This window comes from Paenibacillus apiarius (genome assembly GCF_017052585.1).
In the GTDB taxonomy this organism is placed as follows: domain Bacteria; phylum Bacillota; class Bacilli; order Paenibacillales; family Paenibacillaceae; genus Paenibacillus_B; species Paenibacillus_B apiarius.
On sequence record NZ_JAFFHZ010000001.1, the window covers coordinates 5925015 to 5943432 of the forward strand.

Consider the following 18418-nt stretch of genomic DNA (forward strand, 5'->3'; position numbering starts at 1 on the left):
TTGGGTGTCTCCGGAACGCATATCGAATCCATCTCAAGTTGACATCTACGATAAAGCCATTCAATTATTCAGATCTAGCTACAGCGATCAACATAACTTTGCCCTGCAAGAACAGCTGTTAGTGGGCAAAAACGCGCTTCGCTTCAAGGCTGAACAAATCAGAAACGAAAGTTTTGTCGATGGAGAAATTGGACATTTCATTCATTTTGCATTTCCGCTCGGAGCGCGGCGGGCACTGGATTTTTCAATGTTTTTCAGCGGCCGTCACGAACGGCTGACAGAATTAAAAGAAACACAGGCTCGCTTGTTTGGTACATGTCAAACGTTATCCATGTTAAAAAAGTGGGATGAAGTTGCTGTAACGCTTGAGTTGCTTGCAGATGTAGAAGAAGAAATCGAGTCAACCATTTTATCTTTGTAACAAGCTCGATTTTATAGGCCAAGTCATGTCTTCATATGACTACTTCCAATATTTCTGTTATGGTATATATAGGAATGTTCACCATTAGACGCAGCAAATCTATTTAACAAGGAGACGACATAATGGATGTGGCGGCCTTTTTGCAACAGCAGAACGAAAATATGCAAAAGCTATCTGGAGAGATAGCTCACGCGGGATGGATGGCAACCTCCACCGGAGAAAACGAATGGAACGATCGGCTTGAAGCGGCGCAGCTTGCATGGAAACACTATCTTTCCAATCCGGATCGGTTTGGATACGTGAAGAAATATAAAGGAGATAAACGGCTGGACCCGCTCCAGCAGCGCCAGTTTACTGATTTGTATAATATGATGGCGGGCTATCAATTGGACCCGGAGCTGGCGGCTCGTTCGACCCGAATGACAAAGGAGCTTGTGCAAATATTCAATACGTATCGTCCAACTATGGACGGCACCGCGGTAACGAACAACGACATCCGGACAATCTTGGAGACGAGCGGCGACCAAGAGGAGCGCAAGCGGGCCTGGTTGGCCAGCAAGCAGATCGGAAAACGGGTCGAGACTGGCGTGCTGCAATTAATACAGCAACGCAATGAAGAGGCGCGTGCGCTAGGTTACGATAATTATTATCACATGAGCTATGAATTGCAGGAGTTGGATTTGGACGATACGTTCTCCATCTTTCACGACTTGCTCGCCCGCAGCGAAGAGCCCTATCGGCTCGTCAAGGAGGAGATTGACGAAGATATCGCCCGCCGGTTCAGCATAGGTACGGAACATATCCAGCCTTGGCATTATACGGACTCCTTCTTCCAGAGCGCACCTTCGGTAGGCGACTGGAATTTGAACGCTTATTTGCAAGGCCGGAGCATGGAGCAAATAACGAAAGATACATTCCGGAGCATGGGACTCGATATCACTGACGTCATGAGCAACAGCGATTTATATCCGCGCGAGAACAAATATCCTTACGGTTATTGCACGGCTATGGGACGGGAAGGCAAGCCGCGCGTGATGATGAGCATCGATGTGAATGAGTTCTGGATGAGCGTCATGCTGCATGAGTTCGGGCATGCGGCCTATGAGAAGTATATCGACTCGGCGCTCCCGTTTCTCCTCCGCCGGCCTGCCCATACGTTGACGACGGAAGCTATCGCGATGCTGTTCGGAAGAATGACGATGCATCCGGATTGGATCGAGCGCTTCGTGCAGTCCGGCAGTGCTGCGCTTAGCCCGCATCTATCCTCGTTGCAGGAGACGATGCGCCGCCAGATGCTGGTGAGCATGCGCTGGTACCTAACCTTTACGATGTTTGAACGCGAGCTGTATGAGCGCCCGCTGCAGCATGTCAACGAACGCTGGTGGCAGCTGGCGGGACAAATCCAGCATTTGAATGCGCCCGAGCATACCCGCTATCCGGATTGGGCGGCGAAAATGCATTTCGCGCTTGCGCCCGTCAGCTATCAAAATTATATTTTGGGTGAATTAACGGCGTCCCAGCTGCTCCATTATATAAAAACCAACATCTCGCAAAATATGTTCACACACCAAGCAGGCGATTATTTAAAGGAACATTTTTTCGCCAGCGGCGCGACATGGAGATGGGATGAAAAGCTCGTGAAAGCGACAGGCGAATCTTTGCAGCCCCGCTACTTCGTCGAACAATTCATCGGCTAAGCAAAAGAGAGACCCTGACTGCCATGTGCAGTCGGGTCTCTCTATACGAATCGTGTATTGCTTTACTTATTCAATGGCTCCGTTCTCCGTCAATATCTCCAAGTCATAAAATTTAAAGTGACGGTTCATGGAAGTTTTTATCGCCGGGCCGTCTTCCTTCGTAAAGGTGTAGTAACTGGTTCCCTTCTCCCGCTCCACTTTGTAACCGTTCAGATCAATGTCGAACAGCTTCTGCACGTATGGAGCGGCAGCCTCAAGAACCTGCTCGTCGGTGAATTTGCGGAAGATGTCTTCCGTAGCATCCGTACCTGCCTCCAAATCTTCCGAAGTATAGACGGATATAAGCCGCCCCGTTTGGAATCCAACTTCAATCCTCAAATCATCCTTTTGGTCCTCGAAGACATATATATTTATAGGTTGCCCTTGTCGGGAATACAGGTGATGTGAAGCTTTGACAAGCGGCACATGCTTGCCCTTCAGATCCCGGACAGCTTGCTCTGCTACCGCCAACGCTTTGGCATCCACTTGATCCATTGGCACAGTGATAAACATGCTCTCAATCCGATTATTTTCCAATGTCATGGTCATGTCGCCTTCCAGCGATGTGCGGATGATCCGTTCATTCGCGGACTTGGTCCGGGTGAGCTTCTTCATTTCCGCTGCCAGTTGACTGCCGTTCATGCGGGTTGCCGTTTCTATAATGTGTTTCAAGTCAGAAGGAAGCTCGCCGTAGGACATGGACACATGCACATTGGCGGTCCCTTTATTCAGATCTAGAGCTACCCGGCTCTTGTGGTCCTTGCTGTATACGGTGACGTTATGATAAGCGGCTCCCTTGTATTCTTCAACACCGTACAATTCGATGTCATGCCCGGCTGCTTCTCTCATCTCACGCCGCGCTTGTTCGACGACTGAAACGTCCAAATCGGCCACTGTCTTCGCATATTTCGGTTCCAGCAATGTTCCTTCCTGTCCATCACCCGCTCCAGTCGGCGGTATTGTGAACTCTATCTTCTGATTGATCGTGACCGGATCCATAAAACGCCGAATCGAGATCTCGTACTCCTCCAGTTTAGGTGCAATAATTGCAATATCATAAACAGGCTTCTTTTCGTTCGCATTCCATCGGACGTAATTGTCGACTATCATTCCGAACTCCGGACTCCACGTCAGACCGCCAACAACTTGGTATTGTTCGTACAGCTGCTCTCCGGTCAATGGGATGGCCTTCGTCTCCGGTGTATGGATATCCAAGCCGTACTGCTTCCATGTTTCCGAACTATCTGTCTCCTGGAGCTTCAAATAGTATGGTTCGTACGTCAGAAAGGCAGTATCCCATGGATTGTGACCTGTCTCGTCCGCTTGCACCTTAAGATGCATAACCTTTTTATTGTCATATTCAGCGCTCTGTATCGTAATATCCTTCCCTCGATAACTCACCTTTTTCGGAAACCTTTCGTCCAGACGGATATGGAATGTGTCTTCCACCTTCATTTGGGTCATCCAGATCTTCTTTATCTCCAGCGTCATCTTCGTCGGCTTCTCGTTGAAATAGACGGAAGGAACGAATTCCAAGCTGCTGCGGCTGAGACCGTTCATAACCTCCCGGAAGCTGCCGGATTGGCGAATCGGATATACCTTGCCCGTCTCATCCGACAGAATGAGGCTCTCGCGAATGGTTTTGTCCCAATCATTACGAGGATGCAGGCTGATTTTTCCGCCCCCTTCGATTCGCGTGCCGATCTCGAATATCATCCGGGTCGGGGATATCTGAATGTTCTGCAAGACAAACTGCTGCATGGCTGAATCGAATGGTTCCCAGTCACGGTTCAGAGTTATAACGCGGGTAGGCTTGACGTTTTCCGCACCGAACGGAACTTCGATATAGTCAGTTTCCGAATCAATGACCTTGAATTCTTCGTTCCGCCTCACTTTGGTCAGGCGGATCTTCAACGGCTTCCGATTATGAGACTGCTTCAGTTCCTCTGCGTACTCCCGGTTGAGAAGCAGATCGTAAGTCCATCTGACGACGCCATCCACCCTCTGCTCGTTTCGCTTTTGAATCTCATCATTGGTATCTATAGGATAACGAGTCATGCTACTCGTGCCGTCATGGGTTTGATGCGTTTCCAACTCAGGCAAAGTCGCGACATAGTCTTCCAGCTCGTTCGCCATGCGGCCGTTCCGCTGCGCTTCGGCGATATCCTCTCCCTTAATGGTAATGTCCACGTGCAGACGATCGTCTTCCAAAAACAGATTGTCCACGCTGACTTCGCGGTTTCCCCACGTTGTCTTGTAGGACGGAGTCGAAATATAGCCGTGCTCCTTGGCATTCCGTATTCCGATGTATTCTCCGGCACCCTCCAGCCACTTTATGGCCGCTTCCAGCCCCGGAATCTGTTTTGCATACACGGCGAAGGATGGAACGAACATGACCGAGCCGGAAAATAGCAAGATGCCGGCGGCGGCCGTTCCCAAGCTGCGGCGCATGACCTTGCCTTTGCGGCGACGGCGCACGGTGGAATCAATCCGCTTCGCGATGCGTTGGGACAAGCCTTCCGGCACAGGAACTTCAGGCAACTTTTCGAACAAGCGCTCGATTTCGTCATCTTGATAATCCATCATACTCTCGCCTCCTTCGGTTCCGCATACATCTGCTGCTTGAACAGCTTGATTGTGCTATATATTTTCGTCTTGACCGTCCCGACAGGCAGCTCGGTCATCTCCGCTATTTCTTCGAGCGTGTATCCCTGGATATATTTCAATTGGATGAGCATGCGCGTCATCGGCGGCAGTTCGTCGATGAGCGCATTCAGATCCAGCATCTCGTCCGTCAGCGGCTGCTCCGCGATTCCCATAATGTCTTCATCTTCCGTATAGACGATCGATTTCATTTTGCGGATATGGGTTTTGCACTGATTGATTACGATTCGTGTAAACCAGGTATTGAATTTATCGGGGTCCTTCAAATTTTTTATGTTGATAAGCGCCTTTTCTACGGCATCGCACACTGCGTCCATGCTGGCGGCTTCGTCATGCAAATAACTGTACGCGATACGGTACGATCGTTCCTGGATGTGCTGCACCGCCAGCGCGAAGCTGTCCGTGTCCCCCTGCTGCGCCCGAACGATCAGCGTCTTCTGATCCATGTCGTCTCCTCCTTTTAGTCATCCCTTAGATGCACGGAGGATTAAAAAAGTTTTATGGGATTAAGAAATATTTTCGAACTCGATAAACGGTCAATTCATGCCGCCATTGGCAGGGGTAATTCCCATCATGCTCAGTTTTTTGTTCAGGCTCACTTCCACTTCTACTGTCGGTTGCCCCTTCTTGGTAAAAAGGGCCAGCGCATCCAAAGCTTGCTTCTGCATAGCGGCATTCAATTCCTCGAACGACATTTCAAGAGAAGCACTCGATACTTTGCCCGTCTTTTCCTCGATGACGACTTGGCCCTTCTCTTTCCCTTCTTTGAGATAAATGAACCATGTACCTTTATATTCCGATACGCTGCCCAATTCAATATCCTTGCCTACCAACTGGCGCATCGTTATCTGCGCTGTCTTGAGCAAATTGGCATCCAGATCGTCGATCGTCTTCTCCTTCTGCTCCTTCGTTTCTTTGCTCGCCGGCGCCGCCTCCGCCACCGTCCATACCGGTCCCATTGACGCAAACATCATGCTGGATACGGCCAACGCCGCGATCCTCTTTTTGTACGATTTCATGTTATATTCCTCCTGTATCTGAATTGGTTTCGCTTTTTAGATGCAAGAGGATCGGGTTTAGTTTCAATCGTTCAATAACATCTGCCAGTATTAACCCCCTGTCCTGACCTTTCAAATACAAGCTCGCCGTCAAGAGGGGATTCAAAACATCCTTTCACCCGCTCTCCCCCTGCTTCAGAAAAACCGAGTCTGTTCCAAGAAAATCTGAAGCGTTGGGAGAGTGAACAAAAAGGGTAAATCATGGATGCCACTCTAGCCAGGATCGCCGAAAGCCCACGAACAAAATCATGGGCTTCTTCTTTGCCGAATGCTGCAGCCTTAGTTATCATGTTCAGAAGAGAATGGAGCATAACGCCGCACATACGATATTAATGGAAAGCGGCATCGCTGTAAACAAGAGATGAAAGAAGGTTCACTTTTAGATGGATATCCAGAAATGACTGTTTGTACTGCACATAGGGAAATGCTATTATAGAACTAATTTTTACGAAAGTGAGCATCATACATACTAAATAAAGAAGGGATTTTATCGTATGGCCAGAGCACACAAGAAGTTAACTATCCTAGATTACTTGAAGAGGGTTATATTCATTACCGCAGGCGCCGTATTAATGGGGGTCGCGCTTGAATTGTTCCTCGTGCCGAACAACGTCATCGACGGCGGGATTACAGGTGTATCCATCGTTGTCGCCAAAGTAACGAATTTACCGCTTGGGTTATTTATCTTCATCATCAACCTCCCTTTCCTCATTGTCGGGTACAAGCAGATCGGCAAGACCTTCGCCTTTTCCACCTTATATGGTATTGCGGTCATGTCGGGAACAACCTTGTGGCTGCATCATGCCGAAGCATTTACAAATGAGAAAATATTGGCTGTCCTGTTCGGCGGTTTAATCCTTGGTCTTGGCGTCGGTCTGGTGCTGCGCTTCGGCGGCTCGCTTGACGGAACTGAGATTGTAGCCATTCTCGTCTCGAAGAAGACACGGGTGCCCGTCGGGCAAATTATTTTGTTCATCAACGTCTTTATCTTCATCATCGCAGGGTTCGTGTTCGGTTGGGATTCGGCGATGTACTCCATATTCACGTTCTACATTGCCTCCAAGGTCATGGACGTTGTCGTTGAGGGCTTGAATGAATCCAAATCGGTTACGATTATATCTTCCGAATACGAAGAAGTATCGCAAGCGATTCTGGATCGCCTGGGACGCAGCACGACGTTCCTCTACGGAAGAGGCGGTTACAGTAAGGAAGAAACGCAGATCATATACTGTGTCGTCACGCGTCTGGAGTTAGCCAAGCTGAAGGCGGTTGTGCAAGAGATTGATGAGAAGGCGTTCATCGCGATTGAGAGTGTATCCGACGTGCTTGGAGGCAACTTCCAGAAGAATAGCATACATTAATGAAAGAAGAGGCGGGCGCTCGCGATGTGCGCCTGCCTCTTTTCGTTTACTTCTTCCGCAGCACCCGGGCGAACACGGCCATAATCGGCGACAGCAGCACAGCCGCGACCACGAGCGAAGCCCGGACGGAGATGCGGCTGCCCACCCAGCCGACCAACGGGCCGCCTGCGGCTTGGCCGAGCGCGTCCGATTGACTAATCATCGACAAGACGGTGGCGCGGGATTTGTTCTCGATGTTCATGTTCAGCCACGTATTGTATATCGGTTCTTTGAGCGTGCGAATCACACCGATCGCAAGCAGCGATCCAAGCGCCCAGGCGAAGCTCGGCGAGAACGCGAACGACAGGATGGCAGCGATATGTGCCGCAGTGAGCACGAACATGCCGTAGAAGACCGAATGCTCGTTGCTCATATCCAGCCGCTTCTCCGTGATACGTATGGCCAACATGCCGGTGAGCGTCGTCAGGACGGAGATGAGGCCGAACCAGATTGCCATGGAAGACAGCACGCCATGCGGGAATCCGATATCGGTAATGAGATGGGCCTCCCACAGCCGGTCATAACCTTCGGACGCCGCGCCGCTGAACAGCGTGACGGCAACGATCATCAGCAGCACCGGATGGCGGCGCACCACCTTCGCGCCCGTCACCCAAGTCGTCTTCATCTCACGCCAGTGCGAGGACTGCGCAGACCGCTCAGGACGAACAAACTTCGTCTCCTTCATGAAGAACATCAAAAAGACGCCAAGTCCCAAATAGTATAGACCCGCGGCCACAAACGGGAGATTGGGCGCCACCGTAGACAGCCCTACACTTAGCAGGATGCCAAGCAAGGTCGCAATCAACGATACCCGCTTCGCCCGCATGAACAAATGCCCAACGTTCTCCTCACCGACTTCATCGACGATCCAGGCCATATCGGCCCCGCTGATGAAGGTCCAGCCGAAGCCGCTTATAAATTCCGCAACCAAAATCCACATAAATACCGAAATGAACGGGGTCAGCGATCCGATCCATTGCACGCTTCCTTCCAACACAAATCCGGCACCAAGCACGAACATCCCGATAATGACCGATAACCGCCGGCTGTACGTATCGGCGACGACGCCTGTGACGCCTTCGAAGATGAGTGCGCTACACTCCATTACCGTTCCCATCATGACGAGCTGGAACGGGGTCAGCCCAAGCTCCGCGATTAAATAAACTCCATAGGTCGTAGACATTGTGGAGATGGCAAGGGCCGTCATAAACATCATAATGATATACACTTGTGACGCGCGAAAATTCATCTAAATCAGTTCCACCTTCCCGGCAGACGGCACGTCACATGAGGAAAACGCAGTTTCCTTAGGGCCTGGATGCGCGCATACGCGCGTGCCGTACTGCCGTTTGTTTATTTTTATTCTCCGTTCGTTGATTTAAGATTGCGTTGTAGCTTTGCCGCATAATCTGAACACCTCCAAAATTAAGTAATTCCATTATACCGATGCAGCCATCCAAAAAGATACAGTGAATCTTGTCCGCACCTGAATGGTAATACCAAAAACACCGGCAGTAGCGTACTGCCGGTGCGTCAATTACAGAATGTTGAATTTACTGGCCCTTATCATGTTTGGTTACACGTTGTGAAGGTGGAACTTCAATCGGGAACGACCACGCGTCGCCCTCGTAGTAATACCGTGTCGTAATGACAGGAGCGAGAAGCTGCAACTCCTCGTTCTCCCACTTCTCTTCATAGCCTTTTATTTTTAGCTCATACTTCAGTGGAATCTTGCCCGTATTTCTTACCGCTTCTCTAATTTCGTACTCGTTGGTCTTCGTCCCGACGGAAATAAAGTTCGCTTTCAATTCCGAGCCTTGCGCGAGAACCCAATGGGCAACGCGATAGAGCGGAGCCGGCATTACTCCTTCGATAACCATGACGGCGTTGGTTTGGCTTGGATTGCGCAGATCCGGTTCCAGCTTGAACGAGCTCAACATGAATTCCGTTCCGCCCGCCTTCAGCTTGACAGGCCCCTTGCGTACGTCGGCCGGACGGAACTTCAACGACAGATCCGACAGCTCGTTATGCTCCTCGTAATCAAGGCGGAACGTCAGCTTTTGACCTTGCGGCCAACGGCCGAGCAGCGCGCTTGACGTGCTTGTATCGTTGACGACCGCCCCCGACTCGTCCACAAGCTGCCACATGAAGGTGCGTTGGTTCAATTCGTACATGTTGCGCTCATCCTTCTTCAGCTCGTTCCAAAACGGCGGCTTCACCCGGTATTTTCGCTGTTCCGCTTCCTCTGTCAATTGGTGGGACAGCCCTAGTTGCGTCTTTGTCGGCGTTAACACCAAATTGCGCACATTGATGTTCAAGCCTTGCGGAGTCATAAAGGAGCGGTCGATTGGAATCCGGATCGTCGCTTCGCTGCTTTTCTCGAACGAGAACGGGACGCTTATGCGCCAATGCCCTTCTACCTTCGGGTTCGGCTCCTTATCCACACCTTCGATGAAGGGAACCCCTTCTCTCCATCCGCCTACTTCGCGGATATCCATATGGAGGGTCAGTTGTTTATGTTCCAGTCCGTACGGCAGCTTAAAATTGAGATAGGAAATGGTCGTATTCGACATGCCGCCACCGATCGAGTCAACTTCATATTCATTACCGTTCTCATCCGTCACGTATAACCGATTGCGCTTGCCATCTATCTGGAGCATAGGTTCGTACACCGTGCCGTCCCTCATAATTTGATAGGCAGCGTATACGCGCGGCGAATCGGGAAGAATTTCGTGAATGGACAAGGTGATTCCTTGATCGGTGTCGCTGCCCTCCACCCGTTCCGAGAACCCCATCTCTGCCGCATGATCCACATTTACATAATATCCATACCCGAACAGCGACTTCAACATTTCCGCGAATGTCGGCGAAGCCGCCGCGCCGACGGTGACGGTGAATGCTACGCCGGCCGCAATCAGCCCGACGCGCTTCTGTCTCCTTCTCCGGCGTTGTGACGCATCTTCCAAGGCGAGAATCTCTTGCATGACGTTATCCGTGAACCCTTCAGATACCGCGGGTTCCGGCATGTCTTGCCCGATGGCCCACTCATTCGCCACATCATCCGACTCCAATAACGCGGCGCATGACAAGCATGAGTCGGCGTGCTGCTCCACAGCGCCCAGCTCCCTCTTCGTAAGCGGGCGTTCCTCATCCATCAGCCGATGAAAGTCCGTGCAATTCAAGCGAATCCCCCCTCTTGAACGAGCATGTCTCTCATTTTCTTTTTCGCCCGGTGCAGATGTACCTGTACCGTCGTCACCGGCACGCTCAACGCGTCAGCGATTTCCTTGTAGCTCATGTCCATATTGTAACGCATGAATAGCACGGTCCGATATGGAGCCGTCAAGCGATTCATCGCCTCATTCACTTGCTGTCTCTTCTCTTCCTGCAGCACAATATCCTCCGGCGTCGGCTCTGCGGCTACGAGCGTCTCCTGAAGCTCCGTCCACTGCCTGTTCTTCTGTCCGCGCCATTGCGACACGCTCAGATTGACGGCAATCCGGTAGAGCCAAGCCGGGAATGGCCTCGACGGATCGTACTTCTTCAGGTGCTTATAGGCGTTGACGAACGCAGTCTGAGCGACATCTTCCGCATCGGCCTGCGAGTTGCCCATGCCGACCAGCAGCGCACATAGCTTTCCTTTATATTTGTTTACAAGGTGGGCGTAACTGTGCGTATGTCCGGCCAATACCTGTGACACCCACTCCTGATCTTCGTTAACCACCCGCATCCTCCATCTCTGTCTATAGTGCGAATTTTCCTATCAATCGTTCGCTGCAAATCCAAGTTCACTACTCATACGAATGGAAGGCCGATTTTCTTACAGCATAGATGCAAATCTATTTTCTAAAAAAGAAATGCTGGCGAGTCAAAAGACTTCACCAGCATCTCATAGAAACGAGTTATCCTCAAGAACGGCGCAATCTGCGCCTTGTCACGGGATTCAAGGTTGATGCAATTTCGTGAAAAACAACTTATTGCTGTTGCGATCCACGCCCAACGCCGCATAGCCATTGTCTGACGTTTGCTTCGCCACAATTCCGCTTCTGCTTACCTGCACGCCGTCCTTATCCCCGGCAAGCAATTGATGCCATATCGTCTGTCCGCTGCCGTTTATTTTTGCCACATACTCATCTGCACTACTAAAGCCTCCATTGATCCTTTTATAATTCGCATACCCGGATACCATGTAATTGCCGTCATCCGTTGCCCGAATGCTCTTGAGGCCGCTTTGCGACCATTCGCTGGGCAATGTTTGCTCCCATTCCACGCTTCCGTCACCATCCAGCTTCAGCAAGTATCCGGTCGATCTTGACGCATAGTCAATCGTTGCATCGGAACCGGTGATGATTACCCCGCCATCCGGTGTCTCGACAGCGTCCGTTGCATAGGTATTGTTTCCGGTCTCGTGCTTCACTTCCCAGACGGCGTTTCCTTCCGCATCGATTTTGGAAGCATATAAATCGTAGTTATCCAAAATATCCGATACGCTCGTCCATAACCCTAGCAGCACGACTCCACCGTCAGCCGTTCCGATCAGATTCGCAACGCTATTCCGATTGGGCCCCGCAATCGTCTTCTCCCATTGCAATCCCCCATCCCTGTCCAGCTTGGCGACATACAAATCCTCTTTGCCATCGGGCATCGTGATGGTCGCCCCAAGGATATACCCGTCAGTACTCGTTTCCGCAAAATAGGCAGGGGTGTACTTGGTCGTGTGGTTCAGTGACTGCTCCCAAATAATCTCCCCTGTTTCATCCATCTTGGACACCTTAATGTTCTTATCGGTCCCAGAAATGGAGGAAATGAGATATCCGCCGTCCTGCGTCTGTTTTAGCCCTTCAATATACCTGTTTTCAGGAAGTGAAATTCTCGTGCTCAGCTCGCCGCTTTCACCCAAATGAACAAGCTCGGTCTGCGAAGTTCCCGCTGAACGCTTGGTGAATATTATCCCGCCGTCCTGCGCGTCTTGAAACGTTTTCGTTTCATGCCCATACATATCGTAGGTTTTCTCCAACTGTACCAGAGGCGCCGCTTCCGCATTCACCGAGTGGCCCCACAACAGGGAACCTGCGCACAGCAAGGCCAATATAGCCGTACCCGGCTTTTTTAGAACCTGATCGCGTCTCGTTATCCTCTCCATCATCCAATCCCTCCCATACCATTAATGAAAGCACCTAATTATATACATATATTTATAGATTATGTATATAGTAGCGGAGTAGCAAATTCAGAGGAAACAGGATAAGTGGAAATGGGCTGTTGGACCAACGACTACCATCTCAGTCCAAAAAACTATATAATACAAATGTTATATCTCTAAGTCAGAAGGACAGGCTGGAAATGGGAGAGTGAAATTTTGAATTGGTGGGAAATGTTTGTCGGCTTTATATTGGGAATTGTAGAAGGCTTGACTGAATTTGCTCCGGTCTCTTCGACTGGACACATGATCTTAGTGGATGATTTTTTGCTGCATTCCAAGGAACTATTCACTCCTTCGATTGCGAACACCTTTAAGGTTGTCATCCAATTGGGCTCCATTCTGGCGGTCGTCGTCGTGTTCTGGGATCGCTTCATGCATCTCTTGGGCTTGAAGAAAGCCCCGGTAAGCCCAGAACTTGGCAGAGGACGCCGGCTGAAGCTGACGCAGGTTATCGTCGGCTTGATTCCTGCCGCGGTGCTAGGTCTCCTCTTCGAGGACTATATCGATGAATATCTGTTCTCGACCCAGACGGTGCTCATCGGTCTGGTGCTCGGAGCCCTTTTGATGTTCGCAGCGGATTGGTTCCGTCCGAGCAAGCCAGCCGCGAAGACGGTCGACCAGATCACGTACAAGCAGGCATTAGGCATCGGTCTGTTTCAATGCTTGGGCCTGTGGCCGGGATTTTCCCGCTCCGGCTCTACTATTTCGGGCGGCGTCCTGTTAGGCATGAGCCACCGGGCGGCATCCGACTTCACCTTCATTATGGCCGTGCCGGTCATGGCGGGCGCGAGCGGCTTGTCGCTGCTAAAGCATTGGAAGGATTTCACCGTTGATGCCCTGCCGTTTTTCATCATCGGATTCATCAGCGCCTTCATCTTCGCATTAATCTCGATCCGCTTCTTCCTGAAGCTGATTAACAAGGTGAAGCTGGTTCCATTCGCGGTGTACCGCCTCGTGTTGGCCGCTGTCATCTATTTCGTGTTTTTGTAATCATACAGACAGCCTTTGATCCCGAGGATCAAAGGCTGTTTTTTTCGCTTCCATTATACTGTCTGTCTAAGAATGCGGTACGGATAGCGAAGAAGTTGGGCATCATCATTGACAGAATCGCGCAGAACAATGTCCACTGGATGAATCGCTGCATACTTGTCGGTGCCGAACCATTGCCGCTGCGTCGAACATAGAATCAGCAGCCCTTCCTCATTGCCCAGCGGCGCAAAGAGCGGATATGCCGCTATGTACACGTCAGCCCCATATCGCTCCTTCAGGGCCGCTGCCGCTGTCGGCACATCCTCAACCGGCAAGCCGATCTCGCTGATGCATTCAATGTCCGGCACACCGAACGAAGCGGACTTGCCCGCTTCCCTGCCTTGACCATCATGCCGCGCAATGAATTCGATAAGGTTGCCCGCCGGGTCGAATAGGTACACGGCATGCGCATTCCAGTGCGATAAATGCTGAATATCTTCCCCCTCTATACGGTTGATAGCCGCCCCTTTCCTTTTCAGCCAATCGACGCATTGCCCGATTTTATTCTCGGTTATGTTGAATGCGAAATGATAAAAAGGGCGTCCCGCCTCAGCCTCCTTGCCGCGCATGAAGGTAAGCCGTGAAGCGCCTGCTTGAAACGTGATGCTCTCCTCTTGTTCATGCATAATCGGAAGTTCCAGCACTTGGGAATAGAATCTCTTCATTTCCTGCAAGCCGCTCGTCTGCAGCCGGATTTCTTGGATTTTCATGCCGATTGCCTCCTCTTCCTTATATACTTGATGGCAAGGAGCACCAACCGTTATCGGATGGCGCTCCTTATTCCTTGCTCTCATTATAAATGGCGCTGATGAATATATAGCATATCGATCTCTGCCGAAGCCAGGATTGGACTGCGTGACAACATGTCATTGTACTTCCAAAGCCAAATCCATGCTCTCGGGTTAGGATCGGCCATCATTATTTTCAATATTGATTGTTCTCCCTTCCATGCGTCCTCCCCGATCTCTAAAAGTTAATGGCTGCTCTCGCTGCCGACTCGATGCCCATTTCAATGATGCGCTGCTGCTGCTCAGGATATTGATTATGACCTTCGACAATTACGCTGACGATATCATCGATGCCGAACAGCTTCAAATTATGCTTCATGAAGCGCACCGCCATCTCCGCTTCGACAGCCGGACCGCTGGAATACACGCCTCCCCGCGCATGAAGCAAGGCGACCTTCTTGCTATTCATGAGCCCGATCGCTCCGTCCGGTGTGTAGCGGTAGGTCTTTCCGGGCTGATTCAAATAATCCATATACGTATGCAACACGGCCGGAACCGTTGTATTCCACATAGGGAAGGCAAAGACGGCCTTATCCGCCGCGACGAATTGGTTCAGGTACCGCATGATCAGGTTGGTGTATTTTTGTTCCGGCGGCGAGAGCTCCACATCCTTCCGGAGCTTGTACATGCCGTTCATCATGTCATTGTCATAGTAAGGCAAATCCTCGGCATATAAATCCAGTTCAGTAATGCGATCAGACGGGTGTGATTTCTGGTAATTTTCCAAAAACGCATGATACAGTTTTACGCTGACGGACTGATTAACGGAACGGCAATTAGCTTTCACAAACAGTACTTGATTCATTTGGCTTTCTCCTTTACATTCCTTTTCCGGAACCTATGTGTTCGCTCATGATACTGGCTGGAAAATCTCCGGGTTGTTCTGCAACTTCAGGATAGCAGTTCTCGGAGCGTGCTGGCGTCGGCGAACGGATGGACATTTGCATACTAAAAAAGCCCGATCTTCGATCGGACTTTCTACGACTTTAGATGTACGTCGGCTATTCAACCATGCCTTTCCTCACTGCAAAAATCGCCGCTTGCGTGCGGGCAGTCATCCCCAGCTTCCCGAGCAGATTACTCACATGCGTCTTCACGGTCTTCTCGGTAATGTGAAAATCAGAAGCAATTTCCTTGTTGCTCTTGCCCAGAGCAATGAACCGGAGCACTTCCTTCTCCCGTTGCGTCAGCGACTCCAGCTGAGGTTCGCCGTCCACAGGGCTCTGGCCGCTGGCCAGATGCGACATCAACTGCTCGGTCACGCTCGGATGAAGCTGAACCTGGCCTTGATGCACGCCGACAATGGCATGCGCGAGCTCATCCGGCATAATATCCTTCATTAAATACCCGTTGGCTCCGGCTTGAATGGCCGGAACGACATGATCTTTATCGAAATAAGACGTCAATACGAGCACTTTTGTGTCCGGAAGATGCTGCCGGATGTGCCGTGTCGCTTCGATTCCATTCATTTGAGGCAGCATCAAATCCATAACGACGACATCCGGCTTCCACGTTTCCGCCATTCGGATTGCATCAATCCCGTTCAGCGCTTCACCGATCACCTCGATATCCGGCTGCATCTTTAAGAAAAAGCGGAGCCCGCGCAGCACCACCGCATGATCATCAACGAGCAATACCCATGCCTGCAATGCCTACCCCGGTGCTCTGCCTGAGCTTGGACGCTGAAACACCATTCCCCTCATCCGTAATTTCTAGCGCAACCTGCCCGTCTTCCCAATATAATCGCAGATGAGCCGTGTTCGTCCTCGCATGCTTGCGCACATTATTAAGCGCTTCTTGCCCGATGCGAAACAGCGTCTCTTCCATGCAACGGGGCAATTCCAACATGCTCTCGGAACGAGCGGTCACCACCAAGCCCTGCGTCTTGCCGTACCGGATTAACCCGGTAAGAAGCCCCTCCTCCAACCCGGCGGGACGCAGCTGCCAGATGAGCGATCGCATCTCGCACACCGCATCCTTCGTCAGTACTTGCATTTCCGTCAGAGCGGACATGACAGACTCCTCCTGGAAGCCGGGCGAGGAGGCTGGAACCGACAGCAAGCTCTCCATCCCACGGGCCGTCAATTGCAAGGCGAACAGCTTCTGGGATACCGAATCGTGCAAATCCCGGGCCAATCGGTTGCGTTCCTGCCACATGAGCAAATGGAGCTGCTGTTCATGATACTGCGCAGTCTCATAGGCGCGTGACATATGCTCGGCCACGAACTCAAGCATTTCCATCATCACGGCATCGAAATGCTTCTGCTCCGCGCTGCCCGCGTAGAGGACGCCAATCGGTTTATCCCGCAGCAGGATGGGGACGGCCGCTTGCGAAGCCATATACCGGTAAGAACGGCGTCGCTCATCAGGCCGATCATCATCCTCATTCCAGACATGAGGCTTCCTCTCTGTGTACGCCGCCCAGATTGGACCCAATTCTGTTGAGCGGGAACGCTTGGCCCGCGACACCTTGCCAAGCTCCAGCTTGATGTGCCGGGACAGCTTGCCGTTCTCCGCAATATATACGGCAGCAGCCGCACACCCTAAGTGCTCTCCAACGGCGCGAGCGGCGATTTCCGGAATCTGCTTCACATCGACCACGCCGCCCAGACATCGCGTCAAATCGCTCAACCGATTCAACATCTCGGCCCGCTTCAGGCGGGATTGGTAGAGCAAAGTCCGTTCAATTGCGGTTCCGATCTGGTAGGCGACCGACTGCAGCAGCATCAGTTCTGTGTCATGGAACCGTTCCTTGCCGGGCGCAGCCACATTCAGAATTCCGTATAGCCGTTCTCCTGCGTGAAGCGGGATGGTGGCATGATGCGTAATGCCTTCGGTATCGCCCCACCGAAATTTCACGGCGTCTTCCAACCGTTTGCAATTGAGCGTATTGTCCGGTTGGAGAATCTTTCCCTTCCGGTACCGCTCAATGCACCAGCATGAACCGTGCTTCATGTGATGCTTGCCCGCCGCGTTCAGCGCCGGCGGAAGCTGGTAATCAGCCGCCAGCGCATAATCCGGCTCCTCTTCAACGAGAAAAATCCATCCGGCTTTGAGCCCCGTAATGTCCACCAACGTGCGCAGCACATTATTCAACAACGCCGTAAGGTCAGTCGAACGGTTAATCGTTTCGGCGATCATCTTGAAGGCATGGAGTTCATCAACGGCAATCTCGTTGCCCATATTCGCTCCCTCCGTTTGCAGTCTCTTTTATTTATAATCATTATAAACAAAAAACAGGATATTCGCTCGTCGATTTCGATGAACAAATATCCCGCTTCACGGCAAACCGCCTATTGTTTTACGATTAGATGAAACTCTGCCAATTCTTCCTCGGCTTCCCGGAACAGCTCAACCAGTTGGTGGCTATAGTCACCCAGATGGCGCTCGCTCTGTTCAAAATGTGTCCATTGAATCGTAAGCGGAAGCTCAACCCATCCGGTCAGGCAGTCCCATAACGCATCAAGATTGCGGCCATAATAATCCGGAAGCGCCAGCTTCTCCTTCAATTCGTCGTGAAGTTGATCGCGGGTCGCATAATGTTGGCCATCCAAAATAATGGTGCGCATTCTCCATCCCCCTCTCCGCTCCTCTTCATTTAATTCATCGGTTCAAACGTCTCATAATGATTTTCCGTCTTATATATGAGACCGTCATTGGAGTATAATAAGCGATCCTTGCCCCGAAAGCCCGACTCATAGTTGATGTCCGCTTCGTGCCATACCCGGCCTTGCTTCTTCGGCAGCTTCCCTTCCCGATTGCGGAACACATCGCCGCCAATGCTCTTGCCTGGAGCCACCTCATGTAAATTTCCTTTTTTCGCTTGCCACCCGAGCGCTTCCGCTTCCTTCTTCGTAATGAAATTGGACGGCAGCGCCTGATGGGCCTTGATATAGTCCGCTACCTCCTGAAAGCCAGTTAATGGCTTCGTATCCGAATCCGATACAGGCGTAACGGAAGGACTACAGCCAGCCAGCACGAATAATGTCAGCAGCAGACACAAGGACTTCATCCACTTCAAGTCGGTATCCCCCTATCTCTGACGATATCACCGTATTATCTTACCATGTTTCCGCTCGCACATCACGATCGCAAAAAAAGAGAACGCTCCGATTAAGC

General features: G+C 51.1%; 17 protein-coding genes. 4 read left to right on the forward strand and 13 right to left on the reverse strand.

Annotation, left to right across the window (positions count from 1 at the left end):
* Positions 1-4: 4 nt before the first annotated feature.
* Positions 5-421, forward strand: a complete 417-nt coding sequence (locus JSQ80_RS26065; RefSeq protein WP_206097387.1) for a hypothetical protein — start codon at positions 5-7, stop codon at positions 419-421.
* 122 nt (positions 422-543) lie between these two features.
* Positions 544-2118, forward strand: a complete 1575-nt coding sequence (locus tag JSQ80_RS26070; RefSeq protein ID WP_206097388.1) for a gluzincin family metallopeptidase — start codon at positions 544-546, stop codon at positions 2116-2118.
* A gap of 66 nt (positions 2119-2184) precedes the next feature.
* On the opposite strand, the gene JSQ80_RS26075 is transcribed toward JSQ80_RS26070, so the two are convergent.
* The 3 genes from JSQ80_RS26075 to JSQ80_RS26085 all read right to left on the reverse strand — a co-directional run bounded on the left by JSQ80_RS26075 (position 2185) and on the right by JSQ80_RS26085 (position 5840).
* Positions 2185-4743, reverse strand: coding sequence for a DUF4179 domain-containing protein (locus tag JSQ80_RS26075; RefSeq protein WP_240463819.1), 2559 nt, complete (start codon positions 4741-4743; stop codon positions 2185-2187).
* Positions 4740-5267: an RNA polymerase sigma factor gene (locus tag JSQ80_RS26080; protein WP_206097389.1), complete on the reverse strand. Its 528-nt coding sequence runs from the start codon at positions 5265-5267 to the stop codon at positions 4740-4742. The genes JSQ80_RS26075 and JSQ80_RS26080 overlap by 4 nt, the downstream gene beginning before the upstream one ends.
* Positions 5268-5357: 90 nt before the next feature.
* Positions 5358-5840, reverse strand: a complete 483-nt coding sequence (locus JSQ80_RS26085) for a hypothetical protein (protein WP_206097390.1) — start codon at positions 5838-5840, stop codon at positions 5358-5360.
* A 533-nt stretch (positions 5841-6373) separates the two neighbouring features.
* Here JSQ80_RS26085 and JSQ80_RS26090 point away from each other — a divergent pair.
* The gene (locus JSQ80_RS26090) at positions 6374-7240 is read left to right on the forward strand and encodes a YitT family protein (protein WP_206097391.1); all 867 of its coding nucleotides are present in this window, start codon (positions 6374-6376) and stop codon (positions 7238-7240) included.
* A 46-nt stretch (positions 7241-7286) separates the two neighbouring features.
* Here JSQ80_RS26090 and JSQ80_RS26095 read toward each other — a convergent pair whose 3' ends face one another.
* The 4 genes from JSQ80_RS26095 to JSQ80_RS26110 all read right to left on the reverse strand — a co-directional run bounded on the left by JSQ80_RS26095 (position 7287) and on the right by JSQ80_RS26110 (position 12425).
* Positions 7287-8528, reverse strand: a complete 1242-nt coding sequence (locus JSQ80_RS26095) for an MFS transporter (RefSeq protein ID WP_206097392.1) — start codon at positions 8526-8528, stop codon at positions 7287-7289.
* A 304-nt stretch (positions 8529-8832) separates the two neighbouring features.
* The gene (locus tag JSQ80_RS26100) at positions 8833-10461 is read right to left on the reverse strand and encodes a DUF4179 domain-containing protein (protein ID WP_206097393.1); all 1629 of its coding nucleotides are present in this window, start codon (positions 10459-10461) and stop codon (positions 8833-8835) included.
* Complete coding sequence (locus tag JSQ80_RS26105; protein ID WP_206097394.1) at positions 10458-11003, reverse strand: sigma-70 family RNA polymerase sigma factor; 546 nt, start codon at positions 11001-11003, stop codon at positions 10458-10460. The genes JSQ80_RS26100 and JSQ80_RS26105 overlap by 4 nt, the downstream gene beginning before the upstream one ends.
* Positions 11004-11222: 219 nt before the next feature.
* On the reverse strand, positions 11223-12425 hold the full coding sequence (locus tag JSQ80_RS26110; protein WP_206097395.1) for an outer membrane protein assembly factor BamB family protein: 1203 nt from the start codon (positions 12423-12425) through the stop codon (positions 11223-11225).
* 228 nt (positions 12426-12653) lie between these two features.
* On the opposite strand from JSQ80_RS26110, the gene JSQ80_RS26115 reads away from it, so the two are divergent.
* On the forward strand, positions 12654-13472 hold the full coding sequence (locus JSQ80_RS26115; RefSeq protein ID WP_206097758.1) for an undecaprenyl-diphosphate phosphatase: 819 nt from the start codon (positions 12654-12656) through the stop codon (positions 13470-13472).
* Positions 13473-13525: 53 nt separating this feature from the next.
* Here JSQ80_RS26115 and JSQ80_RS26120 read toward each other — a convergent pair whose 3' ends face one another.
* From JSQ80_RS26120 to JSQ80_RS26145, 6 genes are all read right to left on the reverse strand, one after another.
* Positions 13526-14221, reverse strand: coding sequence for a VOC family protein (locus tag JSQ80_RS26120; RefSeq protein WP_206097396.1), 696 nt, complete (start codon positions 14219-14221; stop codon positions 13526-13528).
* A 256-nt stretch (positions 14222-14477) separates the two neighbouring features.
* Positions 14478-15104: an FMN-dependent NADH-azoreductase gene (locus tag JSQ80_RS26125; RefSeq protein WP_206097397.1), complete on the reverse strand. Its 627-nt coding sequence runs from the start codon at positions 15102-15104 to the stop codon at positions 14478-14480.
* 196 nt (positions 15105-15300) lie between these two features.
* Complete coding sequence (locus JSQ80_RS26130; protein WP_206097398.1) at positions 15301-15948, reverse strand: response regulator; 648 nt, start codon at positions 15946-15948, stop codon at positions 15301-15303.
* Positions 15923-17482 (reverse strand): GAF domain-containing sensor histidine kinase, encoded by a 1560-nt coding sequence (locus tag JSQ80_RS26135; RefSeq protein ID WP_206097399.1) that lies wholly within the window; start codon positions 17480-17482, stop codon positions 15923-15925. The genes JSQ80_RS26130 and JSQ80_RS26135 overlap by 26 nt, the downstream gene beginning before the upstream one ends.
* Before the next feature lie 110 nt (positions 17483-17592).
* Positions 17593-17868: a barstar family protein gene (locus JSQ80_RS26140; RefSeq protein ID WP_206097400.1), complete on the reverse strand. Its 276-nt coding sequence runs from the start codon at positions 17866-17868 to the stop codon at positions 17593-17595.
* Between the two features lie 29 nt (positions 17869-17897).
* Positions 17898-18320 carry a ribonuclease domain-containing protein gene (locus JSQ80_RS26145; protein ID WP_411829145.1) on the reverse strand — a complete coding sequence of 141 codons (423 nt, stop codon included), beginning with the start codon at positions 18318-18320 and terminating at the stop codon, positions 17898-17900.
* Positions 18321-18418: the final 98 nt, after the last annotated feature.